This is a genomic window from Streptomyces sp. MS06, from assembly GCF_047200655.1.
In the GTDB taxonomy this organism is placed as follows: Bacteria; Actinomycetota; Actinomycetes; order Streptomycetales; family Streptomycetaceae; genus Streptomyces.
Genome location: NZ_JBJZOJ010000001.1, coordinates 18,510 through 41,876 on the forward strand (window position 1 = coordinate 18,510; position 23,367 = coordinate 41,876).

20 protein-coding genes are annotated in these 23,367 nt (G+C 74.8%); 6 read left to right on the forward strand and 14 right to left on the reverse strand.

Translation table 11 applies throughout. The annotated features are described in order from the left end of the window. The first annotated feature begins 307 nt into the window (after positions 1–307). Both ACL02U_RS00090 and ACL02U_RS00095 read left to right on the forward strand, forming a co-directional pair. On the forward strand, positions 308–1,129 hold the full coding sequence (locus ACL02U_RS00090; RefSeq protein ID WP_412788453.1) for a class I SAM-dependent methyltransferase: 822 nt from the start codon (positions 308–310) through the stop codon (positions 1,127–1,129). Between the two features lie 42 nt (positions 1,130–1,171). Next, positions 1,172–1,342: a hydrophobic protein gene (locus ACL02U_RS00095; RefSeq protein ID WP_412788454.1), complete on the forward strand. Its 171-nt coding sequence runs from the start codon at positions 1,172–1,174 to the stop codon at positions 1,340–1,342. A 185-nt stretch (positions 1,343–1,527) separates the two neighbouring features. Here ACL02U_RS00095 and ACL02U_RS00100 read toward each other — a convergent pair whose 3' ends face one another. From ACL02U_RS00100 to ACL02U_RS00115, 4 genes are all read right to left on the reverse strand, one after another. Then, on the reverse strand, positions 1,528–2,307 hold the full coding sequence (locus ACL02U_RS00100) for a GvpL/GvpF family gas vesicle protein (protein ID WP_412788455.1): 780 nt from the start codon (positions 2,305–2,307) through the stop codon (positions 1,528–1,530). A gap of 212 nt (positions 2,308–2,519) precedes the next feature. Next, positions 2,520–2,696, reverse strand: a complete 177-nt coding sequence (locus tag ACL02U_RS00105) for a hypothetical protein (protein ID WP_412788456.1) — start codon at positions 2,694–2,696, stop codon at positions 2,520–2,522. After that, positions 2,693–4,540 (reverse strand): transketolase, encoded by a 1,848-nt coding sequence (locus tag ACL02U_RS00110; RefSeq protein WP_412788457.1) that lies wholly within the window; start codon positions 4,538–4,540, stop codon positions 2,693–2,695. Before ACL02U_RS00110 ends, ACL02U_RS00105 begins: the two co-directional genes overlap by 4 nt. Continuing rightward, positions 4,537–6,231, reverse strand: a complete 1,695-nt coding sequence (locus tag ACL02U_RS00115) for an FAD-dependent oxidoreductase (RefSeq protein WP_412788458.1) — start codon at positions 6,229–6,231, stop codon at positions 4,537–4,539. The genes ACL02U_RS00110 and ACL02U_RS00115 overlap by 4 nt, the downstream gene beginning before the upstream one ends. 231 nt (positions 6,232–6,462) lie before the next feature. Here ACL02U_RS00115 and ACL02U_RS00120 point away from each other — a divergent pair, with 231 nt between their 5' ends. After that, positions 6,463–6,813 (forward strand): VOC family protein, encoded by a 351-nt coding sequence (locus ACL02U_RS00120; protein ID WP_412788459.1) that lies wholly within the window; start codon positions 6,463–6,465, stop codon positions 6,811–6,813. A 90-nt stretch (positions 6,814–6,903) separates the two neighbouring features. Here ACL02U_RS00120 and ACL02U_RS00125 read toward each other — a convergent pair whose 3' ends face one another. The 10 genes from ACL02U_RS00125 to ACL02U_RS00170 form a co-directional block, all read right to left on the reverse strand. Next, entirely contained in the window at positions 6,904–7,455 is a 552-nt protein-coding gene (locus ACL02U_RS00125; RefSeq protein WP_412788460.1) for a GNAT family N-acetyltransferase, read from the reverse strand. A 65-nt stretch (positions 7,456–7,520) separates the two neighbouring features. Beyond that, complete coding sequence (locus ACL02U_RS00130) at positions 7,521–7,769, reverse strand: DUF1049 domain-containing protein (protein WP_412788461.1); 249 nt, start codon at positions 7,767–7,769, stop codon at positions 7,521–7,523. A gap of 335 nt (positions 7,770–8,104) precedes the next feature. Next, positions 8,105–9,055 (reverse strand): S66 peptidase family protein, encoded by a 951-nt coding sequence (locus tag ACL02U_RS00135; protein WP_412788462.1) that lies wholly within the window; start codon positions 9,053–9,055, stop codon positions 8,105–8,107. Then, complete coding sequence (locus ACL02U_RS00140; protein WP_412788629.1) at positions 9,052–11,016, reverse strand: prolyl oligopeptidase family serine peptidase; 1,965 nt, start codon at positions 11,014–11,016, stop codon at positions 9,052–9,054. Before ACL02U_RS00140 ends, ACL02U_RS00135 begins: the two co-directional genes overlap by 4 nt. Positions 11,017–11,021: 5 nt before the next feature. After that, a complete protein-coding gene (locus ACL02U_RS00145; RefSeq protein WP_412788463.1) occupies positions 11,022–12,326 on the reverse strand; it encodes a M20/M25/M40 family metallo-hydrolase in 1,305 nt (434 codons plus the stop codon). After that, complete coding sequence (locus ACL02U_RS00150) at positions 12,319–13,152, reverse strand: M55 family metallopeptidase (RefSeq protein ID WP_412788464.1); 834 nt, start codon at positions 13,150–13,152, stop codon at positions 12,319–12,321. Before ACL02U_RS00150 ends, ACL02U_RS00145 begins: the two co-directional genes overlap by 8 nt. 250 nt (positions 13,153–13,402) lie before the next feature. Then, positions 13,403–14,128 (reverse strand): methyltransferase domain-containing protein, encoded by a 726-nt coding sequence (locus ACL02U_RS00155; RefSeq protein ID WP_412788465.1) that lies wholly within the window; start codon positions 14,126–14,128, stop codon positions 13,403–13,405. A gap of 239 nt (positions 14,129–14,367) precedes the next feature. Beyond that, entirely contained in the window at positions 14,368–16,824 is a 2,457-nt protein-coding gene (locus ACL02U_RS00160) for a SpoIIE family protein phosphatase (RefSeq protein ID WP_412788466.1), read from the reverse strand. 310 nt (positions 16,825–17,134) lie between these two features. Further along, complete coding sequence (locus ACL02U_RS00165; protein ID WP_412788467.1) at positions 17,135–19,594, reverse strand: MFS transporter; 2,460 nt, start codon at positions 19,592–19,594, stop codon at positions 17,135–17,137. Between the two features lie 242 nt (positions 19,595–19,836). Continuing rightward, on the reverse strand, positions 19,837–20,280 hold the full coding sequence (locus ACL02U_RS00170) for an SRPBCC family protein (protein WP_412788468.1): 444 nt from the start codon (positions 20,278–20,280) through the stop codon (positions 19,837–19,839). A 259-nt stretch (positions 20,281–20,539) separates the two neighbouring features. Here ACL02U_RS00170 and ACL02U_RS00175 point away from each other — a divergent pair, with 259 nt between their 5' ends. From ACL02U_RS00175 to ACL02U_RS00185, 3 genes are all read left to right on the forward strand, one after another. Continuing rightward, complete coding sequence (locus ACL02U_RS00175; protein ID WP_412788469.1) at positions 20,540–20,791, forward strand: hypothetical protein; 252 nt, start codon at positions 20,540–20,542, stop codon at positions 20,789–20,791. A 107-nt stretch (positions 20,792–20,898) separates the two neighbouring features. Beyond that, the gene (locus tag ACL02U_RS00180; protein ID WP_412788470.1) at positions 20,899–21,450 is read left to right on the forward strand and encodes an effector-associated constant component EACC1; all 552 of its coding nucleotides are present in this window, start codon (positions 20,899–20,901) and stop codon (positions 21,448–21,450) included. Continuing rightward, the gene (locus ACL02U_RS00185; RefSeq protein WP_412788471.1) at positions 21,447–23,360 is read left to right on the forward strand and encodes a caspase, EACC1-associated type; all 1,914 of its coding nucleotides are present in this window, start codon (positions 21,447–21,449) and stop codon (positions 23,358–23,360) included. The genes ACL02U_RS00180 and ACL02U_RS00185 overlap by 4 nt, the downstream gene beginning before the upstream one ends. Positions 23,361–23,367: the final 7 nt, after the last annotated feature.

The window sequence follows — 23,367 nt, forward strand, 5'->3', positions numbered from 1 at the left end:
AGGGACCCCGGGCGGCCCCGACCGGGCTCCTATCGGCCCCGGTCGGGCTCGGGCCCGTCCCGGTCCGGCCGCGGTCCGGCGCCGAGCCGCCCCGAGCGGCCGCGGCCCGGCGCCGGACCGCTGGGGAGGGGCGACGGGGGGACCGGCCGAGGGGCACCCGGGCACACCGCCGACCGGCCGGCACACCCCCTCCATGACCACATCACGAGACGCCTATCTCACTATACGGCCAAAGCGCGTACCGTGAAGCCGGTCGCCCCGCCGGGCCCACTCCAGGCGGGGAAGGGACGAGGAGGAGGGCACAGCCATGCCGGAAGCGCGGGAGACGGCCGTCTACACGCACGGGCACCACGAGTCGGTGCTGCGTTCCCACACCTGGCGCACCGCCGCCAACTCGGCGGCATACCTGCTCGGCGCGGTGGAGCGGGACATGAGGATCCTGGACATCGGCTGCGGGCCGGGCACCATCACGGCCGATCTGGCGGAGCTGGTGCCCGACGGGCACGTCACCGGTGTCGACCACGCGCCGGGCATCCTCGACCGGGCCCGCGCCACCGCGGCCGAGCGGGGCCTGGCGAACACCGACTTCGCGGTCGCCGACGTGCACGCCCTGGACCACCCGGACGACAGCTTCGACGTCGTCCACGCCCACCAGGTGCTCCAGCACGTCGGCGACCCGGTGCGGGCCCTGCGTGAGATGCGGCGCGTCACCCGGCCCGGCGGGTTCGTCGCCGTGCGCGACGCCGACTACGCCGCGATGACCTGGTATCCGCAACTGCCCGGTATGGACGACTGGCTGGACCTGTACCACCGGGTGGCCCGGGCCGGCGGCGGCGAGCCCGACGCCGGACGCCGGCTCAAGGCCTGGGCACTGCGTGCGGGCTTCACCGACATCACCGCCACCTCCAGCACCTGGACCTACGCCACCGCCGAGGAGCGGGCCTGGTGGAGCGAGCTCTGGGCGGAGCGCACCGTGGCGTCCTCCTACGCCGGGCTGGCCGTGCGGGGCGGCCACGCGACTGGGGAGCAGCTCGGCGCCGTGGCGCGGGCCTGGCGGGAATGGGGCGAGCGGGAGGACGGATGGTTCGCCGTCCTGCACGGGGAAATTCTCTGCCGCAAGGAAGCCTGAATCCCGTTTTACGGGACACAAGAATGGCAGGAGGTTCACACAATGGTTCCTGTCCTGCTGGTACTGCTGCTGGCATTGCTCCTGTTCGGTCTGGGATTCGCGGTGAAGGTCCTCTGGTGGATCGCGGTGGCCGTCCTGGTGGTGTGGCTGCTCGGCTTTCTCCTCAACGGGGCGAGCGGAAGCGGTGGCCGGCGGCACTGGTACAGATGGTGAAATGCTCCGGGACGTGAGAACCGGGGCAGCGGAGGTCGCGAGCGGCCCGGGCGCCGGACACCGGCCCCGGGCCGCCGCCCGTACCGGACGCACCCCACCGCGGCACCGCGACGCCCGCGGGTGCTCGCGGACACCCTGAGCGCGGGCACGGCGCCCTGCTCACCCGCCCTCCGGCCGGCCGGGGCTCAACCCGCGGCGTCCGCCGCAACGAAGGAGTAGGCCGCCCGCGGACCGTCCAGTTCCACCCGCAGGCCGGGGGCTTCGGCCCGAGCACGCTCCACTTCCGCCACGAATGCGCCGCACCGGGTGCGCGGCACCAGATAGGCCGCGTCGAGCACGTTCCACCCGGCCGCACCGGGAGGTCCCGCGCGCTCCTGGAAGCGGCCCCGGAAATCCTCCGAGAATGCGGTGAGCATTCCGTGCAGCCGTCCCGCGAATTCCTCGGCGTTTCTCCGCGGGTTCTCGCGCACCGCCGCGGGCGTACGCCCCGGTGGCGGCCCGTCCCCGCCGGGTCGGGAATGCGGCACGGCCGGGGAATCCCGCCGACCGCGCGTTCCGGGTGGCGCCGGCTGCTCGATCCGCACCCGGACCGCCCACTCGACGCGGCCGTCCAGCCGGGCCAGCTCGCGCCGGAAGGGCGCCTCCCGCTCCTCCACCATGGAACGCAGCCCGCTGTCGTCCCGGAAGACGGTGCCCGGACGCAGCGGCAGCGGCGTGGTGACGACGGTGAGCGCGTCGACGACGTTGCGGTGGGCCCGCACGGTGGCGTCGAGCCGGTCGGGGTCCGCGAGGCGTGCCCGCAGCGCCTCCTCGGCGAAGTCCCGCTCCGGAACCTCGCTGTGGACGGCGACCAGCCCGCGGTGCGCGAGCCGGCGGGGCGGCGCACCGGCCACCCCGGTCAGTTGCGACTGCAGCGGCGTGTCGAAGGGACGGCACACGGCGTACACGTACCGGGCTCCGGTCATGGCGTTCCTCACCGCCTTTCTCGCACCGGGCCGCGCGGCACCGGTGACGGCCGCGCCTGCCGGACGGGCGCGGCTGCGCCCGATCGGCGCCGTCCCGGGTCCTCCGCGGGGGCATCGGGTGGCCGTGGGACGGCTCCCCGTCCGCCCGTGCCGGTGAGGGCCCGGGCCACCCCTGTCGGTGGGAGTCCCAGGCCACCCCTGCCGGTGGCGGATCAGCCGCCGAGGCGCCGCAGCCGCCGCCACGCGGGCCCCGGCGCATGCCCCCGCCGCGGCAGCAGTCCCTCGTACTCCGCGGTGTCCCCGCGGCCGGGGAAGAGCACCTTGTGGGGCCGGTGCACCCGCACCGTGCGGTGCCCCGCACGGATCGTGCGCCCGGCGTCGCCGCTCACGGCACGACCGCCTCCCCGACCAGCAGCCGCCCGGCCGCCGCGATCGACTCGGCGTCGATGCCCGCGGCGTGCAACTGCTCGGCCGGGCTCGCCGAACCGGGCATCGAACGGACCGCGAGCCGGGCCAGGCGCGGGGCGGGCCGCCCGTCCGAGAACGCCTCCGCGACCGCGTCGCCTAGGCCGCCCTCGGGGTGGTGGTCCTCCACGCTGAGCAGGCATCCGGTGTCCTCGGCGGCCTGCCGCAGGGTGCATACGTCGGCGGGCTTGACCGAGTACAGGTCGATCACCCGGACCGCGATGTCCTCGTCCTGCAGCGCGTCGGCGGCCGCCAGCGCCTCGGGCACGGTGATCCCGGCGGCGACGAGCGTGAGCCGGTCCGTGCCGGAGGAGCGCAGTACCTTGCTGCCGCCGATCGGGAACTCCTCGTCGGGCCCGTACACCACCGGGGTCTTCCCGCGGGAGGTGCGCAGGTAGCGGACGCCGTCCAGCCCGGCCATGGCGGTGACGAGGCGGGCGGTCTGGTGGGCGTCGCACGGGTACAGCACGGTCGACCCGTGCACGGCCCGCATCATCGACAGGTCCTCCAGACCCATCTGCGAGGGTCCGTCCTGCCCGATCGACACGCCCGCGTGCGAGCCCGTCAGGTTGATGCCGGCTCCGCTGACGGACGCCATGCGCACGAAGTCGTGCGCCCGGGTGAGGAAGGCTGCGAAGGTCGCCGCGTACGGCACCCAGCCGCGCGCGGCCATCCCGACGGCCGTCGCGACCATCTGCTGCTCGGCGATGTAGCACTCGAAGTAGCGGTCCGGATGCTCCTTGGCGAAGAACTCCGACCGGGTGGAGTCGCCGACCTCCCCGTCCAGGGCGACCACGTCGCCGCGCGCCGAGCCGAGAGCGGTGAGCGCGTGGCCGTAGGCGTCGCGGGTGGCGACCTCCTCGCCCCGCTCCCAGTGCGGCAGCTCCAGGTGCCCGAGGGGGGCGGGGCGCCCGCCGGCGGCCTCCGGCGGCTCGTGGACGCTCACCCGCAGATCGCGTCGCCCGCCGAGTTCCGTGATCGCCTCGTCCGGTTCGGGCAGCGGCTTGCCGTGCAGGCCCTCGCGGTCCTGGACGGAGGCCACGCCCTTGCCCTTGAGGGTGCGGGCGAGGATCGCGGTGGGCTGGCCGGTGGTGGACAGGGCCTCTCCGTAGGCGCGGTCGACGGCGTCCACGTCGTGGCCGTCGACCTCGACGGTGTGCCAGCCGAAGGCCTGGAAGCGGCGGGCGTAGGCGTCCAGGTCGTGTCCGTGCCGGGTCGGTCCGCGCTGGCCGAGCCGGTTGATGTCGAGGACCGCGACGAGGTTGTCCAGGTGCTCGTACGCGGCGTGCTCGGCCGCCTCCCACACCGAGCCCTCGGCCAGCTCGCTGTCCCCGGTCAGCACCCACACCCGGTAGTCCGCGTGGTCCAGCCGCTTCCCGGCCAGCGCGATGCCGACGCCGACGGGCAGCCCCTGGCCGAGCGAACCGGTGGCCGTCTCGACCCAGGGCAGCCGCTGCGGGGTCGGGTGGCCCTCCAGCCGGCTGCCGCGTTCGCGGAAGGTGAGCAGCTCGGCGTCGTCGATGGCCCCGGCCGCCTTGTACGCCGCGTACAGCAGGGGCGAGGCGTGCCCCTTGGACAGGACGAAGCGGTCGTTGCCGGGGTGGGCGGGGCGGTCGAAGTCGTAGCGGAGGTGGCGGTCGAGGAGTACGGCCATCAGGTCCGCGGCCGACATCGAGGAGGTCGGGTGGCCGGAGCCCGCCGCGTCGGCCGCGCGGACGCTGTCCACGCGCAGCTGCTGGGCGAGTTCCACGAGTTCGGCGGTGTTCATGGGTTCCCTTCCTGGTCGTCGTCGTGGTCGTCGTCGGCCCGCTTCACCGGACCGGGTGCCCGGTGCCGCCCGGCGGGTGCGTCGGCCACCGCCCGGTTCCCGGCCCGCCCGTGCCGCCTCTTCGTCGCCCTTCCGGCCGGCCGGTTCCCCGCCGGCCCACCGCCCGGCTGGCTTCTGGCGGGCTCACCGCCCGGCTGGTTCTTCGCCGGCTCACCGCCCGGCTGGTTCTTGGCGGGCTCACCGCCCGGCTGGTTCTTGGCGGGCTCACCATCCGGCTGGTTCTTCGCGGGCTCACGCGACCGCTTCCGTTGCGGCGCCGCGTCCTCGGGCGGCTCGCAGCCCGCCGTGCTGCTCCGCGTCTCGTCCCCGGCCGTGCCGCGCCGTGGCCCGGCGGGGACCCGGGCCAGTTCCGGCGACGCGGTGTCCAGCGGCACCGAACCCGACCGGACGAGCCCCAGCTGTACGCCCTGGCGCGGCAGCACGGCGTCCAGGAGCCAGTCGGCGGCGACCCGTACCCGGTTCCCCGGCATGGCGGCGAGGTGGTAGCCGCGGGCGACGACGCCGGCCGCCGGGCCGGACAGCGGGAGGCCCAGCGGGTTCGCGGCGGCCTGCACGCCACCGAGGTCGACGACGAACCCCCAGTCCTTGTGCCGGTACGGCTCCAGCTCGCCCCCGCTGAGTGAGGCGGCGACGTTGCGGCCCGCCTGCCGGCCCTGCCGCCAGGCGTGCTGCGCGGTCATCGGCGTGTAGTTCCCCGGCTTCTCCAGGTCGGGCACGGCGGCGGCGTCGCCGCAGGCGAACACCTCGGGCCGGCCCGGCACCCGCAGGCTGGGCTCGACGAGCAGCCGGCCGCGCTCCATCGGCAGGCCCAGCGACTCGGCGAGCGGGTCCGGCCGTACACCCACGCACCACACCAGGCTGCGGGTGTCGACGAACTCGCCGTCGCTCAGCAGCACCCCGCGGTGCGTGGCCTCCCGCACGCTCGTCCCGGTGCGCACCTCCACGCCCCGCTCCCGCAGCACCCGGTCGGCGGTGCCCGACATCCGTTCGTCCAGCCCGGGCAGTACCCGGTCGGCGACGTCGAGGAGCATCCAGCGGGGCCGCAGGCCGGTCCGCAGCGGATGCCTGCGGACCAGGGCGTCGGTGAACAGCTGCCCCTGGGCGGCGACCTCGGTGCCGGTGTAGCCGGCGCCGACGACGACGAAGGTGCACCGCGCGGAGCAGTCCGCGGGGTCCTCGGCGGCGGCCGCGAGCTCGATCTGCCGGGTGACGTGGTCGCGCAGGTACAGCGCCTCGGGAAGACCGCGGAAGCCGTGGGCGTGCTCCGCGATGCCGGGGACGGGCAGCAGCTTGTTGACGCTGCCGGCGGCCAGCACCAGCCGGTCGTACTCCAGGGTGCCCGGTTCTCCCTCGGGGCCGGTGTAGTGCACGGTGCGCCCGTCGAGGTCGACGGCGTCGGCCTCGCCGAGCACCAGCCGCACCCGGCGCAGTGTGCCGGAGAGGGAGACGGTCACCCGGCGCGGTTCGAGGATGCCCGCGGACACCTGCGGCAGCAGGGGGAGGTACAGGAAGTAGTCGGTGGGGTTGAGCAGGGTGACGTCGGCCCGCCCCCTGGCCAGGCGTGCCAGGGTACGGGCCGCGCGGTAGCCGGCGAAGCCGGCACCGACGATCACGATGCGGGGTCGACTCACGGTTCGCCTCCGGCGGTACGGGTCTCGTACGAGGCTGTCCGCGTTTCCCGCGCCGGTCGCACCAAACACCGTCGGCTTGCCGAACACCGGCAGGTTGCCTCCGGCGGCGCCGGGGCACCCGGCGCCGGGGCCGTCGGACGGGGTGCGCGGACCCGGGGACCGGGGCGGGCCGGCTGCGGGGATCGGGCGAAACGATCTCGGGGTCCGGCCGCCGCAACTAAGGTCGTCCGTATGGAGATTCTGGGTGCCACGCTGCGTGTCTACGTCGACGACCTCGACTCCGCGATCCCGTTCTACGAACGGCTGGCCGACGGCCCGGCGATGCGGTTCGCGCGGGGCGGGCTGCAGGTGGCCGCGGTCGGCTGCTTCCTGCTGATGAGCGGCCCGGCGGCCGAGTTGGAGGTGCTGCGCAGGGTGGGCGCGACGATCGCGGTCACGGACGTCGAGGAGGCCCGGAAGACGCTCGTCGAGCTGGGCGCCGACATCATCGCGGGCCCGGTGCCCACCCCGGCCGGCCGCAACCTGATCGCCCGGCATCCGGACGGCACGGTGTACGAGTACGTGGACCGCGGCCGCCCCTGACCGGCCCTCGGTGCCGGTGGCGTGCGCGCCGCCGGGAACCGCACGCCGCGGCGCGGCGGCTTCCGTATCGCCCGGTGGGCGGCGGTCCCGTCAGGCCGACGGGCGGGTCTCGGCGGTGACGGCCCAGCGTTCGTGGTCCCGCCAGTCCCCGTCGATGAAGATCATTCCGGGTGAGAAGCCCTCGTACCGGAAGCCGCAGCTGCGCGCGAGGGCGATCGACGCGGTGTTGCCGGGCTGCACGTTGATCTCCAGCCGGTGCAGCCCCATGGGCCCGAAGGCGTGGCCGACGACCAGGCCCAGTGCCTCCTTCATCAGCCCGCGTCCCGCCGCGTGCGCGAAGGCGCCGTAGCCGAGCGCACCGTTCAGGAAGCCGCCCTGGACGATGTTGTTGATGTTGATGAATCCGGCGATGCCCCCGCCGGAGCGTTCACAGACCAGGAATCCGGCCTTCGTCGGGTCGTCGATGAGCCGGGCGGCGTAGGCGGTGTACGCGGCCTGGCTGTACGGCGGGAACAGCCACGGCTGGTGGAGGGCCTTGCTCTCCCTGGCCCGGGCGGTGAACTCGGGCCCGTCGGCCTGGGTGAAGTGCCGTATTCCGGTGCGGGGGCCCTCGGCGAGGTAGCGGGAGGCGCTGTGCGGCATTCCGTCACCCTACGGGCTGCTGCGAACGTCCGCCGCGGGTGCCGTGCGGGACTGTCGCAGCGCCTTCAACGCCGGCGTTTCACGAAGTAGGCCCCGCAGAGGGCACCGATGATCCACAGGACGAGCAGTGCGGCCCACAGCGGCATGGTCACTTCGGGAATCAGCAGCCGGATCTTCGTCTGCTGGGTGTTCTCGAAGATGAAGATCAGGGCGAGGACGAAGAGCACGAGGACGGCGATCCGGGCGGGTGTCAGGGCTCCGCCGCGACCGCCTTCCTTCGTGCCGTCCGCACTCCTCGAGGACTTCGGGCTCATACGTCCAGCGTGGCCCCGCAGCGCGCGGAGCGCACGGCGAGGCACGTTCCGCGGGGTTCTCGCGGACCCACGGAACCGAGGGGGCAGCGGGTGGGCGGGGCGGACGACTCGACGGCGCGGCCGTGCCCCGGACGGCGACCGGCCCGCTCGCCGCAGCCGCGCCCCGGGGCGCGCCCCGGGGCGCCCGCCCGGCCGCCACCCCGGTCGGCGGACCCCCGCCCGGCCGCCACACCCCCGCCGGGAGGGCGCACCCCCCGCGGCCGCCCGCACCCCCGCGGCCGCCACTCCCCCGCCCGGCCGGCGCACACCCGCGAGGGAGCCGTGCCGTCGGCGGGTCAGCGCAGGGCGGGCTGGTCGAGCGTCAGGGTGCCCGCTTCCGCGTCGAGTTCGGCGGCGACCCCGAGCGGCACGGTGAGCGCGCCGTCGCAGTGGCCGAAGCCGAACTCCTCGGCGACGGGGATCCCGAGGCCGCCGAGCCGGTCGGCGAGGACCGGGCGCAGCTCCTCGTAGGGGCCGCACCGGTCCCAGGATCCGAGGACGATTCCCGCGGCGCCGTCCAGACGACCGGACCGCAGGAGGTGGGTGAGGCTCCGGTCGACCGCGTAGGGCGCCTCGGCCACGTCCTCGACCAGGACGAGTCCGCCCCGGGCGGCGCTGCGGGTGTGGGGCGTGCCGGTGCCGGTGGCGAGCAGGGCGAGGCAGCCGCCGAGGGTGACGCCCCGGGCGCGTCCGGGCACCAGGGCGGAGCCGCGTCCGGTCAGTGTCCGGACGGCCTCCGGGGTGAACAGCGTCGCCCTCAGGTGCTCCCGGGCGTGGGCGTTCTTGACGAAGTCGGCGCCGGCGGTCACCGGCCCGTACAGGGTGACCAGTCCGAGGCGCACGGCGAACGCCTCGTGCAGTGCGGTGCTGTCGCTGAAGCCGACGAACACCTTCGGTCCGGCGGCCCGCATCGCCTCCCAGTCCAGCAGGTCGGCGATCCGCTGCGCACCGTAGCCGCCCCGGGCGCACAGCACCGCGTCCACGGACGGGTCGCACCAGGCGCGCTCCAGGTCCGCGGCGCGCTCGGCGTCCGTCCCGGCGAGGTACCGGAGGTCGCCGTGGACACCGCGGGCGTGCGGCGCCAGGACCGGGTCGAGGTCCCAGCCGCGCAGCAGGTCCAGCCCGGACTCCAGCCGCTCCTCGGCCACCGGCCCGCTGGGGGCGACGACCGCCACCCGGGCGCCGGGGGCGAGCCGGGCGGGGCGTACCAGGGGCCGCGGTGGTTCCGTCCTGCCCGGAGCCTTCATTCGGCCAGCTCCAGGGTCGGGACGCCGGGGGCGCCGAGCCCGAAGACCTGTGCGTACAGGGAGAGTTCCGCCTCCAAGGCACGGACCACGGTGTCCGCCCGGCGGAAGCCGTGCCCCTCGCCCTCGAAGGCCAGGTAGGCGTGCGGCACCCCGCGGCCCTCCAGGCGGGCGAGGAAGCGCTCGCACTGGACGGGCGGGCAGATCACGTCGTCCAGCCCCTGCAGCAGCAGGAAGGGAGCGGTGATCCGGTCGGCGTGCTCGGCGGGCGACCGCTCGGTGTACCGGGCCGGCACCTCGGCCAGCGGTCCGATCAGGGTCTCCAGGTACCGCGACTCGAAGTCGTGGGTCTCCCCCGTGGCCCAGCCGGTGAGGTCGAGTACGGGGTAGCTGATCGTGCCGCAGGCGTAGACGTCCGTGCCGGCCAGGGAGGCGGCCGTGGTCCAGCCGCCGGCGCTTCCGCCGCGGATGGCGAGGCGGCTCCGGTCCGCGGTGCCCTCGTCGGCGAGGGCGAGCGCGACGGCCGCGCAGTCCTCGACGTCCACCACGCCCCACTGCTCGCGCAGCCGGTCGCGGTAGGCGCGGCCGTATCCGGTGGAGCCGCCGTAGTCGACCTCGGCGACGCCGATGCCGCGCGAGGTGAAGTAGGCGATCTCCAGGTCGAGCACGAGCGGCGCCCGGCCGGTGGGTCCGCCGTGCGCCCACACCACGTACGGCGGCAGTTCGGCGCCGGGCGCGACGCAGCCGGGGTTGTGCGGCGGGTAGACGTGGGCGTGGATCTCGCGGCCGTCGGGGCCGGTGAAGGCGCGGATCTGCGGTTCGGGGTAGTGCGCGGGGTCCACGGCGTCCCGGTGCGCGGCGCCGATCACCCGGGCCCGGCCGGTGGCGGTGTCCAGCTCCACCACCTCGTGGGCGCTGCGCGGGCTGGCGCCGACGGCGGCGACCCGGTCGCCGTGCACCGCCAGCGTCGGCGCGAACTCGGTCCACGGCCCCGCCACGTCGACGACTTCGCCGGACTCGGGGTCCAGTACGCCGAGCACTGTCGAGCCGCGGCCGTGGACGACGGCGACGAGCCCGCTGCGGAGCGGGGCGAACCAGCGGTGCCCCAGCTTCCACAGCGGCCCGCCGAACTCCTCCTCGCGGGGGCACAGCGGCTCGTGGTCGCGGTAGAGGTTCCACCAGCCGGTGCGGTCGCTGGAGTACAGCAGGGCGCCGTCGGACGCCCAGTCGGCCTGGGCGATGGACTCCCCGGGCCCGCCGGCGACCGTGCGCGCGCCCTTCAGGGTGCCGTCCGCGGCGACGTCCGCGACGACGAGTTCGGTGCCGTCCCAGGGCATGCGCGGATGGTCCCAGGCGAGCCAGGCGGCGCGCCGGCCGTCCGGCGAGAGGCGCGGACCGGTGACGAAACGGTGCCGCTCGGGTGCCAGTTCGCGTACGGCGGCACGGTCCTCGGCGGCCGAGCCGTCCAGGGGTACGGCCACCGGCACGCGCCGCACGTCGCCGGGCCCGTCACCGGTGAACTCCTCCAGTACGCACCACACCTCGCCGCGTTCCGGCAGCAGCCGGGGCTCCGCCCAGCGCAGCCCGCCGCCGACCGGCGAGTGGGGGGTGAGCGGGCGGGGCTCGCCGCCGGGCGTGAAGCGGTACAGCCGCTGGTCGGCGAAGTGCACGAAGACCACGAGCGGTGCGCCGGCCTGCACGACGCCCGCCCAGGGCGTGCCACCGTACTCGATGACCCGGCTGCGCACGTTCCACGGCGCGGGCAGCACCGACTCCTCGCCGCCGTCCGGACGGCGGCGCACCAGGGTGCGCCGGCCGCCCTCGGCGGGCCGCGGCTCGGTCCACCAGGCCTCCTCCCCGACGAAACCGACGTACTCCGGGTGCCCGTCGTGGGCGGCGGCCAGCGCCGCGTCGATCGGCGACGGCCATGCTCCGTACGGCAAGGTCTGCACGTTCTCCCCCAACACCCTCACGCCGTCCGCAGGAAGCGGTCCAGCACTCTGACACCGAAGTGCAGCGCCTCGACGGGCACCCGCTCGTCCACTCCGTGGAACAGCGCCTGGTAGTCCAGCCCCTCCGGCAGCTTCAGCGGCGCGAAACCGTAGCCGGTGATGCCCAGCCGGGAGAACTGCTTGGCGTCGGTGCCGCCCGACATGCAGTAGGGCACCACGTGCCCCTCCGGCGCGAACTCCTCGACGGCGGCCCGCATCCGTGCGAAGGTCGGCGAGTCCACGGGCGCCTGGAGGGGCACCTCGCGGTGCTCGTACTCCCATTCCACGTCCGGTCCGGTGAGCCGGTCGAGGGTGCCGCGGAACTCGTCCTCGCCGCCGGCCAGGCAGCGTCCGTCGACGTGGGCGACGGCCGCGCCCGGGATGACGTTCACCTTGTAGCCGGCGTCCAGCATGGTGGGGTTGGCGCTGTTGCGGACGGTCGACTCGACCAGCTTGGCGGCCGGGCCGAGCTTCTGCAGCAGGCCGTCCACGTCGTCCAGGTCGGGGTCGACTCCGTACAGCGCGGCCAGTTCGGTGAGCGCGGCGCGCACGGTCGGGGTGAGCCGCAGCGGCCACTCGTGCTCGCCGATGCGGGTGATCGCGGCGGCCAGCCGGGTCACCGCGTTCTCCCGGTTGACCTTGGAACCGTGGCCGGCGCGCCCGTGCGCGGTCAGCCGCAGCCAGGCGGTACCGCGCTCCCCCGCGGCGATCGGGTACAGCTGCCGTCCGCCGCCGTCGTGGAAGGTGAACGCGCCGGACTCGCCGACGCCCTCCGTGCACCCTTCGAACAGTTCGGCGTGCCGGTCGGCGAGGAAGCCCGCCCCGTCCTCCGCGCTGGCCTCCTCGTCCGCGGTGAACGCGATCACGATGTCGCGCCGGGGCCGCACGCCCCGCCTGGCCCAGGAGCGCACCACGGCGAGGATCATCGCGTCCATGTTCTTCATGTCGACGGCGCCCCGGCCCCACACCACGCCGTCGCGGACCTCCCCGGAGAACGGGTGCACGCTCCAGTCCGCCGGCTCGGCGGGCACCACGTCCAGGTGGCCGTGGACCAGGAGTGCGTCGGCGGACGGGTCGGTGCCGGTGATCCGCGCGACCACGTTGCCCCGCCCGGCGGTGCGTTCCAGCAGCACCGGTTCCAGCCCGGCGCCCGCCAGTCGCTCGGCGGCGTACTCGGCGGCGGGCCGCTCCCGGCAGTCGCCGCCGCCCCGGTTGGTGGTGTCGATGCGGATGAGGTCGGACGTGAACCGGACGACCTCGTCCAGCGCCTGCTGGTCAGCCATACTGCTCCTCCACCGCCGCCGAGGCGATCGTGGTGACCGCCTTGAACGTGCGGATCCCCTGGTACATGGTGGCGCTGGTGTAGGCCACCTTGCGCTCCCCGATCCGCTCGACACCGGGCACCACGGTCGCGGCCGTCGCCAGGTGCTCGGCGTCGAACTCGACGGCCACCGTATACGGTCCCCCCTGACCCGGTCGGCCGCGCACCGCCAGCGCGGCCGCCTGCTCCGCGGCGGCCCGGATGTCGGCGGCGGTGCGGGCCGGGGTGCGGCAGACCGCCGCGTAGCGCGAGACGTGGTCCTTCACCGCGACCTTCAGCGCCTCGGGCGCGTAGCCGAGGGCGTCCTCGCAGGCCACGTCGTCGCCGGTGACGAGGACGACGGGGACGCCGTACTCGGCGGCGACGTGCGCGTTGAGCAGGCCCTCGCTGGCCCGTACGTCGTTCAGCCACACCCCGGTGATCTGGTTGGCGAGGTAGGTGTGCGCCAGGACTCCCTCCATGCCGGCCCCGGCGTGGTAGCCGAGGAAGGCGACGCCGTCGACGTCGCCGTGCTGGACGCCCTCCACCATGGACAGCTCCTTGTGCCGGCCGGTGAGCATCTGCGCCCGTTCGTCCAGTCGCTCCAGCAGCAGATTGCGCATCGTCCAGTGCGCCTCGTTGATGAGCACCTCCTCGGCGCCGCCGTCGAGGAAACCGAGGACGGCCGCGTTGACGTCCGAGGTGAACATCGCGCGGCAGCGCTCCCACTGGGGGGTGCCCGGCAGCACGTCGGCCGGCCAGGTCACTCCGGTCGCACCCTCCATGTCGGCACTGATGAGGATCTTCATGGTGAGCCACGTTACGTGTCGTTCAGGCGGGCGGCCATGCGGCCGGGCGGATCGCCGCACGGCACCGGCCGGATCCGCTCCTGACGGCCCGGCAGGGGTGGGGCCGGGGCCGGTGGTTCGCCCACCGCGCGGGACGCTCCGCCCGGCGGCCGGTGCACGGCACCGCAGGGCTGGCCGGGCGCGCCGGTGGGCCGGTGCGCGCCGGTGGGCCGGTGCGCGCCGGTGGGCGGTCGGCGGAGCTGCCGGTGTGTCAGCCGGCGCGGCCGGCCACCAGCCAGGTCGACGGGAGTTCGAGGAGGGCGCCGTCGGGTCCGTGCTCCGTGGTGGCCAGGGCGAGTTCGCCGCCCGCCAGCACGGTCAGCCCGGCCGCGCCCAGGTACCCGGGCAGTGCCGCGTCGGACACGTCGGCCGGTGCGATGCCGTGCCGGAGCACCGGTGCGAGCTTGGCGGGCGGACCGCCGGGGCCGGACGCCAGCCGGCGCAGGACGGAACCGGCGGCCTCCCCCAGTTCGACGACGAGGGCCCGCCCGCGGGTGCCGACCAGCGCGGCGATGCCGTCCACCAGGGGCTGCCGGTCGTCGGGGTCGCACTGGTGGAGCACGCCCCGCAGGTACACGTTGGTGTCGCCGAACTCCGCGTGCAGCGCCTCCAGCTCGCCCTTGCGCGCCGCGTCCAGCATCCGGTACTCCGCCCGGCCCCCGGGGTCGGCGTCCCGGGCCCGGTCGAGCGCGGCGGCGGCCAGGTCGACGCCGAGCACGGGACGGAAGTGGTCGGCGAGGAAGCGGGTCTGGGTGCCGTTGCCGCAGCCGAGGTCCACCAGCGGCAGCCCCGGGTCGGCCAGGTGGGGCGTGAACAGGGCGAGGTGGCGCGCGGCGGTGAGGGAGGGCTCCGCGTCCCAGAACACCGCCCCCGGCCCGCCGGGCGCCTCCCGCCAGAAGCCCTCCCAGGCCTCGCGGTACCTGCTCGTCACGCTCATGCCCAACTCCCCTGACTGCGACGCCTGTCCGTCGGTCCTGACGGGCCGGTACGGTCTGTCGGTCCGCCGGGCGCGGCCACAGGCAGGCAGACCGTCTCCGCGCGCCCCGTTCGCGCTCCGCGCACTCCCACTCGCCCCCTCACGCCCCCTTACGCCCCTTCCGTGCCCCGTCTGCGCCCTTTCGGAACCCCCTCCGCGCCCGCGTCCGGGCCCCCTCCGCGCCCCCGTCCGGGCACGGGTCAGCGGCGCGGCAGGGCCAGTTCGCACCACACCGTCTTACCGGCCGGGGTCCGGCTCGCGCCCCAGTCCCGGGCCAGGGCGCTCACGATGCGCAGCCCCCGCCCGAACTCGTCGGCTGGGCCGGCGTCCGTGAGGACCGGCAGTTCGTGGTCGTCGTCGTCCACCTCGCACAGCAGGGTGTCGCCGCGCACCAGGCGCAGGGCGACGAACCGGCTGCGGGAGTGCCGCAGGGCGTTGGTGACGAGTTCCCCCGCCACGAGGGCGGCGGTGTCCGCCAGCGCGGGCAGTCCCCAGGACCGCAGTTGCGCGCGGACCCCGGTCCGCGCGCGGCCGACCTCGGCGGCGGCCGGGTCGAGCCGCCACTCGGCGACGTCCTCGGGAGGGATGCCGCCCAGGCGGGCCATCAGCAGCGCCACGTCGTCCTTGCGCCCGCCGCGCGTGTTGAGGGCCCGGATGATGGTGTCGCAGGCCTCGTCCATGGAGGCGGCCGGGTGGGCGGCGGACTCGCACAGGGTCGCCAGACCCACGCCGATGTCCACGCCGCGCATCTCGACCAGTCCGTCGGTGCACATGACCAGCCGGTCGCCGGGCCGCACGGGCACCCGCAGCGTGTCGAACGGCACACCGCCCACGCCGACGGGCGCGCCCGTGGGCGGGTCGAGCAGTTCGCTGCGGCCGTCCTCGGCACGGACCAGGACCGGCGGCACGTGACCGGCGTTGGCGAGCTGCAGCTCGCCGGCGATCGGGTCGTAGACGGCGTACTGGCAGGTCGCCAGGTAGGACTCGCCGAGCCGCCGGGCGAGGTCGTCGAGGTTGCGCAGCAGCCGGGCGGGCGGCAGGTCGAGGGCGGCCAGGGTCTGCACGGCGGTGCGCAACTGGCCCATCATGGCTGCCGAGTTGAGTCCGTGGCCCATGACGTCGCCGACGACGAGGGCGGTGCGGGCGCCGGGCAGTTTCACCGCGTCGAACCAGTCCCCGCCGACCCGGCCGAGCAGCGTGCCCGGCAGGTAGCGGGTGGCGATGTCGCAGCCCGCCATGTGCGGCGGGATGTGCGGCAGCATGCTGTCCTGGAGGGTCTCGGCGATCTGCTCCTGGTGGGTGTACATGCGCGCGTTGTCGAGTACCAGGCCGGCGCGGGCGGCGAGTTCGGCGCCGGTGACCCGGTCCATGTCGTTGAACTCGGCGCGCTCGGGGTGACGCAGCAGGATCATGAAACCGAGCACCACGTCGCGTGCCTTGAGCGGCACGACCAGCATCGAGCGGTGCGTGATCAGCGGCCGGATGTCCCGCTTGTCGAACTGGGAGGCGATGGCGTGGCCCGCCTCCTCGCTGATGTGCGGCACCAGGACCGGCGCGCCGGAGGTCATGCACTGGAAGAAGGGGGTGTGGGCGGGGAACGGCATGGCCTCGCCGACGGGGACCACGTCGTCCCAGCGGCCCGGCTCGTCGGTGTGCTCCAGGGCGACCCGGTGCCACAGCGTGGTGGTGTCCGGCGCGCCCGAGGGGAAGCCCTCCCCGGCGACGACCTGTTCGCGCAGGTAGGTGCCGGCCACGTCGGTGAAGCGCGGCACCACGGCCCTGCTGACCTCGGTGATGGTCCGCGCGAGGTCGAGGGAGGTCCCGATCCGTCCGCTGACCTCGTTGAGGAAGGCGAGGCGCTCGCGTACGGCCGCGTACTCGAGGTCCTCGGCCCCGCCGGACGGGTCGCGGGCGGGCGGCGCCCCGTGCACGGTGGCCGGGGTGGCCCGCTCCCGGCGGGTCCGACGCCCGGACCGCCGGGGGACACCCCAGTCGGGGGTGACGGGAACCCGGTCGTTCTGGCTGAACTCCAGCACGGGATAACCGAGTTCGAGAACCTGCGCGACGATGCGGCCGCTCTCCACGACGCTCATGCCGGGCATGATCTCGGGCAGCCGGCGGGCCAGTTCGTCGGCGCCGGGGAAGTCGGTGTGCAGCGCGAAGGCGGGGGCGATGCGCTCGACGGCGGTGCCGTGCCGGTCCTCGCGGGCCAGTCCGGCCGCGTCGGCGGCCAGTACGAGCAGCCGCTCGGGTCCGGGGCCCACCAGCGGGTAGGCCCACCACAGCACGTCGGCGCGACCCGATCCGGGCACGGTGAGCCGGGCTCGCCCGGCGGCCGGGTAGGCCAGCCCGCCGCCGAGCGAGGCCTCCAGTTCGTGTTCCGGTCCGCCGTGCTCCGGGCTGAGGCCTGCGGTCTCCTGCTCGTCCGGCTCCGGCAGCGCCCCGGAGACCGGCAGCAGGTCGGTCACCGGCCGGGCGACGGCGTGCTCCCTGTCGGTGCCGAACAGCCGGCGCGCGCCGCGGCTCCAGTGGGAGACCAGTCCGTCGCGGTCGACGACGACCACGGCGAGCGGGACGCGCCCGCCGGACGCCTGCCCTGCCGCGGCGGTCCCCCGAGCGCGAGCGGGGAGCGTGTCCCCTTCCGTGCCACGGTCCATGGCTCAGGCCCTCTCTCCCCACGGCTGGGCAAGATCTGCTTCCCCCGCTCCACGGTACGGGCAGGGCCCGGACCGCGGTGAGGCAACCACGGAATTGGTCGAACCGGTGGCACCCGGGGCTGCGCCCGGCGGCGTTCCGGTCCGCGCACCGGGCGCGGAACACGGTGCGCGGCCCGTCTCCTCCCCCGCGGCCGTCTCCTCCCCCACGGCCGGCCCCGCCCCCGCCGCGTGGCCGTGACCCGGCCGGCCGCCTCCGCTCCGCCGCCGCCGGCTCCTCCGGGCTCCGCCCGCGTCGCCGCGGTTTCGGCGTTCAGTCCTCGTGGCCGAGTTGGAGGTCCCGTTCGGTGCGTCCGCCGCCGGCCACCTGGAGGACGGTGGCCACGGGCGGGTATCCGGCGGCGATCACGGTGTACTCGCCGGACGACAGGTCGACGAACCTGAAGGTTCCGTCGGCCCCGGTGGTGAGGGTGTCGAGGACGTTGCCCGCAGCGTCGAGGAGCGTCACCCGGGCGTCCTCCACGGGCCGCCCGCCGCCGGCGCGCACGGTGCCGCGCAGCAGCGCCCCGCCGGCCAGCTCCACGTCCTGGCGGGTCTCCCGGGACGCCTGGACGCTGACCGGGAGGGCGGCCGGGCGGAAGGCGGGGGCGCTCGACGCGAGGGTGTACTCCCCTGCCACCAGCTCGGTCATGACGTAGCCGCCCTCGCGGCCGCTGCGGGTGGTCGCGACGACTTCGCCGTGCACGTTGGTGAGCGTCACCGTGGCGTCCCGCACCGGGGTGCCGTCGGCGGTGAGGACGCTCCCGGCCAGCCGTCCGGCGCCGCCCAGGACGACGTCCAGTTCGACGGGGCGTTCGCCGACGGTGACGGAGACGGCCTGCGGCTGGTGCCCGCCCGCGGCGGCGATCAGCACGTACGCACCGGTTCCGGGTGTGGAGAGCGCGTACCGGCCGTCCTCGGCGCTGGCGCCGCGCCCGATCTGCTGTCCGACCGCGTCGATCAGGGTGAGCGCCGCGCGGGGGACGACCGTCCCGTCGTGGTGCTGCACCGTCCCGCACACCGGCACTCCGCCGGTGTGCGGGACACGGGTCTGCGGCAGCGCCGACCGGGCGGCGGCGTCCTGCGCGGAGTCGGCCCGGACGCGGTCCGCGGGCGCGGTGCCGCTGACCGCGGAGTCGGTCCGGCGGTCGGGGGCGCGGTGGGACGCTGCACTGGTCAACAGGGGTTTCTCCTTGAGGAAGAAGGCGATGAGCAGGCCGAGGGCCAGCACCGGCACCAGGTACAGGAAGATCCGCGGCATCGCGTCGGCGTACGCGTGGATGTAGGCATCGCGCAGTGCGGGCGGCAGGGTGCGTACCAGCTGCGGGGTGATCGACTCGGGGTCGGGCAGGGCGGGGCCCGCGCCGGCGGGCAGCCGCCGGTGCAGCGCGTCGGCGAGCCGGCCGGCGAAGAGGGTGCCGAAGACGGCGGCGCCGACGCTCCCGCCGATCTGGCGGAAGTAGTTGTTGGCGCTGGTGGCCGTGCCGAGGTCGGCCGGGCGCACGGAGTTCTGCACCGCCAGCACCAGCACCGGCATCACCATGCCGATCCCGGTGCCGAGCACGGCCATCCAGACGCTGTAGTGCGACCGGGGGGTGCCGGCGTCGAGGCGGGACAGCAGCCACATGCCGACGGCGGCGAGCGCGGCACCGAGGACCGGGTAGGCCTTGTAGCGGCCGGTGCGGCTGATGAGTTGCCCGGAGACGATCGACGCGGCGACGATGCCGCCCATCATCGGCAGCATCAGCAGCCCGGACCCGGTGGCGGAGGCCCCGTCGACCATCTGCAGGAAGGTCGGCAGGTAGCTGGCGGCCCCGAACAGGGCGACGCCGGTCACGAGCCCGACCAGCCCGGTGACGACGAACACCGAGTCCCGGAACAGCCGCAGCGGGATGAGCGGTTCGGCGGCGAAGTGCTCGGCGACCAGGAAGAGCACGGTCGCGGCGGCCGCGCCGGCGCCGAGGCCGAGGACGGTGCGGGAACCCCAGGCGTACTCGGTGCCGCCCCAACTGGTCAGCAGGACCACGCAGGCCGAGGCGACGGCCAGCAGCAGGGCGCCGGGGACGTCCAGTCGGGGCCGGGCGGCGGGCCTGGGCAGTTTCAGCACGACGGTGACGACGGCGAACGTGACCAGACCGAAGGGCACGTTGACGTAGAAGCACCACCGCCAGGAGAGGTGGTCGGTGAAGTAGCCCCCGAGGAGGGGGCCGGCGACCGAGGCGAGCCCGAAAGCGGCACCGATCAGTCCCATGAACCGGCCGCGCCGACGCGGCGGCACGATGTCCGCGATGATGGCCTGCACGCCGATCATCAGTCCGCCGGCGCCGACGCCCTGCACGGCGCGGAAGGCGATGAGCTGGTCCATGGTCCCCGCCCGGCCGGCGAGGGCGGAGCCGACCACGAAGACGAGGATGGCGAACTGGAAGACGCCCTTGCGGCCGAGCAGATCGCCGAGCTTGCCGTAGATCGGCAGGCCGACGGTCGAGGTGAGCAGATAGGCGGTGATCGCCCAGGACATCCGGTCCAGTCCGTGCAGCTCGCCGACGATCCGCGGCAGGGCGGTGGCCACGATCATCTGGTCGAGAGCGGCCAGGAGCAGCGCGAGCATCAGGCCGAAGAACACCAACCGCACCCGGCGGGAACCGAGTTCGCCGACCGGAGCGGGTGCGGGCGGCTGCGGGGGCGGTGCTGCTTCCTCCCGCGCTCCGTCCTCGACCGCGGTGATCGCGCCCACCTTGCCGCTCCCCTCGTCGCACCCGCCGCGCGCTGCACCGGCGATCCCTCGCAGAACCTGCGTGACGGGACAACCGGCCGCGGGCGCGGCGGGTTACGGCGGGGCGGCTCCGCCCGGCGGAGATCCACTCGATCCGGTGAGCGGGCCGGGCAGCCCCTGAACGACCCCCGTGCGGGGAGGACTTGCGCCGTTCCCGCGAGCCCGGTTCACGTCCGGGGCGGACGATCCCCGTGCGGGAGGACCTACTTCTCGACCTCGGCGGCGAGGCGCTCCAGGAGCGCGTCGTAGATGCGGCTGAGGCCCTTCGGCGCGAAGGTCTTCTCGAAGAAGCCGCCGATACCGCCGGCGCCGTTCCAGAGGGTGGTGACGACGACGCGGGAGCCGCCCTCGCCGGCCGGGGTGACGGTCCAGGTGGTGACCATGGAGGAGTTGCGGTCCTTCTCGACCAGCCGGCCGTCGCTGGGCTCGCTGACCTCCAGCAGGCAGTCGCGGACCCGCTTGCTGGTGGCCTGGAGCTTCCAGTGGACGAGAGTGCCCTCGCCGTCCCCGCCCTCGCGCACCTCGTACTCGCTGAAGTGCTCGGGCAGCAGCTTCTCGCGCGCACCGCTGTAGTCGGCGAGGGTGTCGAACACCTTCTCCGGGTCCGCCGCGACGATCCGCTCGGTAGTGGCCTCGACCTGCGCCATCGGTTCCTCCAGGACTGAGCTGTAGGGGTCGGGGCAAGCCAACCACCCCGATCGTCAACCACCCAAATCGGGGTGGCGGAACCGATCGTTCGAGGGTATCGGCACGATCAGGAATGACGCTCGCACGATCATGGGAACAGATGTTCTATTCTGGCTTCGTGAGCGGTCGCTCGGCGGCGCGCACGGTCTCCCCCGCCGCGCCCCGCCCGCCCTTCGAGCCGACCGCCGACCCGCACCGTGGCCGCACCCGGGAGGTCGCATGCCGAGCACACCGCGCGCAGAGAGTGCCTGGAAGGCCATGGCCGGCCGGGCCCGGGCCGGGGCCGGGGCCGGGGAAGCGGCGTCCGCGGCCCGCCCGGCCGCCGACCCCCCGCCCCCGGGCCGCCCGACCGCCGGACTGGCCGCGGACGCCGCCCTGTTCGACGGGGACCCCGGGCGGGCGGAGGTCCGCGTGACCGCATCCTGGCTGCTGCTGCGCGACCGTACGAGACGCCGGCTCGAAGGCCGTTGACCGCCCTCCCGCACCGGGCGGCTCCGCAATATCGCGATAAGCCCTCTGGCCGCTTTCGCGCGCTTCTATGATGGTTCATCACCTGCACGGCGGAGGGGGAGCGGACGGTGGATGTCCGGCTGACGGTCACGACCGGGAGCGGCGACCAGGAGGCGCGGGGTGAGCGGAAGCGTCCGCGACCCGACGGGACGTCCCTGCTCCGGTGGCTGCACGCCGATCCCGATCTGCGGGGCGCGGCCCGGGTGGGCGCATCGGCGCCCCGCCCGGGGAGCGGCGAGATGGGCGGAGCTCTCGACACGGTGAACGTCGTACTCAGCAACGCGCTCGCCTTCGGCAGCCTGGTCACCGCCGTCGCCGCCTGGCGCACCAGTCGCCCCCGGCCACCGCGGGTCCGCATCGAGCGGGACGGGGTCGCCGTCACGCTGCAGGAGGGTTCACCGCAGGACATCGCGCGCATTCTCGCCACCTGGCCCGCGGGCGGCCCGGAGCCCGACGCGGACCGGGCGCCGCAACGCGACGCCGACCGGGCGCCGCAGCCCGAGGCCGACCCGGTGCCGCAACCCGACGCCGGCCCGGTGCCGCAACCCGACGCCGACCCTGGAGCGGAGGACCACACCGCCGGCGGTGACCAGAGGCCGGAGAGCACGGCCGGGCGGTGACCGCGCTCTCCGACCCCGACCGCTCCCGCGCCGTCCTGATCGGCGTGCACACCTACCGCAAACTCGGCGACCTGCCCGCAGTCCGGCACAACCTCGAGGGTCTGCACCGGGTGCTCACCGACAGCGGGGTGTGGGGGCTGCCCGCCGACCGGTGCACCACGCTGGACCAGCCGGCCGGCGCGGAGGACGTCCTGGACGCGGTGGCGCACGCCGCCACCGAGGCATCCGACACGCTCCTCGTCTACTACGCGGGCCACGGCCTCACCGACCCGCACGCCGAGGAGCTGTACCTGGCCCTCCCCGACACCGACGCGGACCGCGAGTACACCGCGCTGCGCTACGAGTACCTGCGCCGCGCCGTCCTCGCCCCGTCGGCCACCGCCCGGCGGACCGTCGTCGTCCTCGACTGCTGCTACAGCGGGCGGGCGCTGGTCGGCAGCATGAGCGCGGGTGAGCACCTGGCGGAGCACGCCGTCGTCGAGGGAACGTGCCTGCTGACCGCCGCCGCGGAGACCCGGACGGCGCTGGCGCCGCCGGACGAGACCTACACCGCGTTCACGGGGGAACTGCTCACCGCACTCAACGAGGGCATTCCCGACGGCCCGGACCCGATCGACATGGACACCCTCTTCCGCCACCTGCACAGATCCCTGGCGGCCCGGTCACGTCCGCTGCCGCAGCAGCGCAACCGCAACGCCGGGGGACGCATCGCCCTCGCCCGCAACCGGGCGGCCGCCGCCGCGTCCCCCTCAGCGCTCCGATCCGCGCCTCCGGAGACGAGTCCGGGCATACTCCCGCGGCGGCACATGCTGCTCGGCGCCATCGGGACGGGCACGACACTCCTGGGCGGAACGGCCTGGTTGATCAATGCCCGGAACGGCTCCGGCAGCGCCGGCGATCCGGCGGGAAGAACCGGATCACCGTCTGCACACGACCCCACGGAACGTACCGCGGCAAAGGAGCGGTGGCGGTTCCGCACCGGGGACGGCGTGGCCTCCCCCGCAGTCCGCGAGGGAACCGTCTACGTCGGAAGCAACGACGAGAACCTGTACGCGGTGCACGCCGCGAGCGGGGAGCAGCGGTGGCGGTTCTCCACGGACGGCAGCCCGACGAGTGACCGCCCGCCCGCGCTCGGCGACGGAGTCGTGTACACCGGCACGCTCTCCGGGGCGCTGTACGCGCTCGATGCCGCGAACGGGAAGCAGCGGTGGCGGTTCGACATCGGTTTCGACGTCTTCTCCTCCCCGGTCCTGGCAGGCGGCCTGGTCTACGTGGGGAACCTGAACGGCGTGGTGTACGCCGTCGACGCGGACAAGGGCACGGAGCGGTGGCGGTTCACCGCGGCAAGCAAGATCACCTCGTCGCCGACCGTGTCCCACGCCCTGGTCCTCTTCGGCTGCGACGACCGCCTGCACGCCGTCGACGCGGCGAGCGGCCGGGCGCGGTGGCACATCGCCACCGGAGGGGCGGTGTTCACCGCCCCGGAGGTGGCCGACGGCAAGGCCTACTTCGGCGGCGAGGACAAGAAGCTCCGCGCCGTCAACGTGTACACGCAGAAGGAGGAGTGGACCTTCACCGCGAAGGGTGAGATCGAGGGCGCCCCGACCGTGGCGGACGGCATGGTCTACTTCGGCAGCGCCGACGGCAACCTCTACGCCCTGGACACCAGAACGGGCAGCAGGAACTGGGCATTCCGCACCGCGGGCCAGCTCCTGGGCGGGCCGACCGTGGTCGACGGCACCGTCTACTTCGGCAGCGACGACCACAACCTCTACGCCCTGGACGCCGCAACGGGCCGGAAGAAGTGGGCGTTCCGCACCGCGGACGGGGTCCGGTCCACACCTCTCCTGGCGGACGGCACCCTCTACTTCGGCAGCCGCGACGGTGCCCTGTACGCGATCAGACTCTGAACGCCGT

Coding starts and splice junctions, on each gene's coding strand:
- ACL02U_RS00100 (WP_412788455.1), bottom strand. CDS start 2,307: ATGACCGGAGCCCGGTACGTGTACGCCGTGTGCCGTCCCTTCGACACG.
- ACL02U_RS00095 (WP_412788454.1), top strand. CDS start 1,172: ATGGTTCCTGTCCTGCTGGTACTGCTGCTGGCATTGCTCCTGTTCGGT.
- ACL02U_RS00145 (WP_412788463.1), bottom strand. CDS start 12,326: ATGGCTGACCAGCAGGCGCTGGACGAGGTCGTCCGGTTCACGTCCGAC.
- ACL02U_RS00150 (WP_412788464.1), bottom strand. CDS start 13,152: ATGAAGATCCTCATCAGTGCCGACATGGAGGGTGCGACCGGAGTGACC.
- ACL02U_RS00175 (WP_412788469.1), top strand. CDS start 20,540: ATGCCGAGCACACCGCGCGCAGAGAGTGCCTGGAAGGCCATGGCCGGC.
- ACL02U_RS00090 (WP_412788453.1), top strand. CDS start 308: ATGCCGGAAGCGCGGGAGACGGCCGTCTACACGCACGGGCACCACGAG.
- ACL02U_RS00170 (WP_412788468.1), bottom strand. CDS start 20,280: ATGGCGCAGGTCGAGGCCACTACCGAGCGGATCGTCGCGGCGGACCCG.
- ACL02U_RS00160 (WP_412788466.1), bottom strand. CDS start 16,824: ATGGACCGTGGCACGGAAGGGGACACGCTCCCCGCTCGCGCTCGGGGG.
- ACL02U_RS00135 (WP_412788462.1), bottom strand. CDS start 9,055: ATGAAGGCTCCGGGCAGGACGGAACCACCGCGGCCCCTGGTACGCCCC.
- ACL02U_RS00120 (WP_412788459.1), top strand. CDS start 6,463: ATGGAGATTCTGGGTGCCACGCTGCGTGTCTACGTCGACGACCTCGAC.
- ACL02U_RS00125 (WP_412788460.1), bottom strand. CDS start 7,455: ATGCCGCACAGCGCCTCCCGCTACCTCGCCGAGGGCCCCCGCACCGGA.
- ACL02U_RS00130 (WP_412788461.1), bottom strand. CDS start 7,769: ATGAGCCCGAAGTCCTCGAGGAGTGCGGACGGCACGAAGGAAGGCGGT.
- ACL02U_RS00110 (WP_412788457.1), bottom strand. CDS start 4,540: ATGAACACCGCCGAACTCGTGGAACTCGCCCAGCAGCTGCGCGTGGAC.
- ACL02U_RS00155 (WP_412788465.1), bottom strand. CDS start 14,128: ATGAGCGTGACGAGCAGGTACCGCGAGGCCTGGGAGGGCTTCTGGCGG.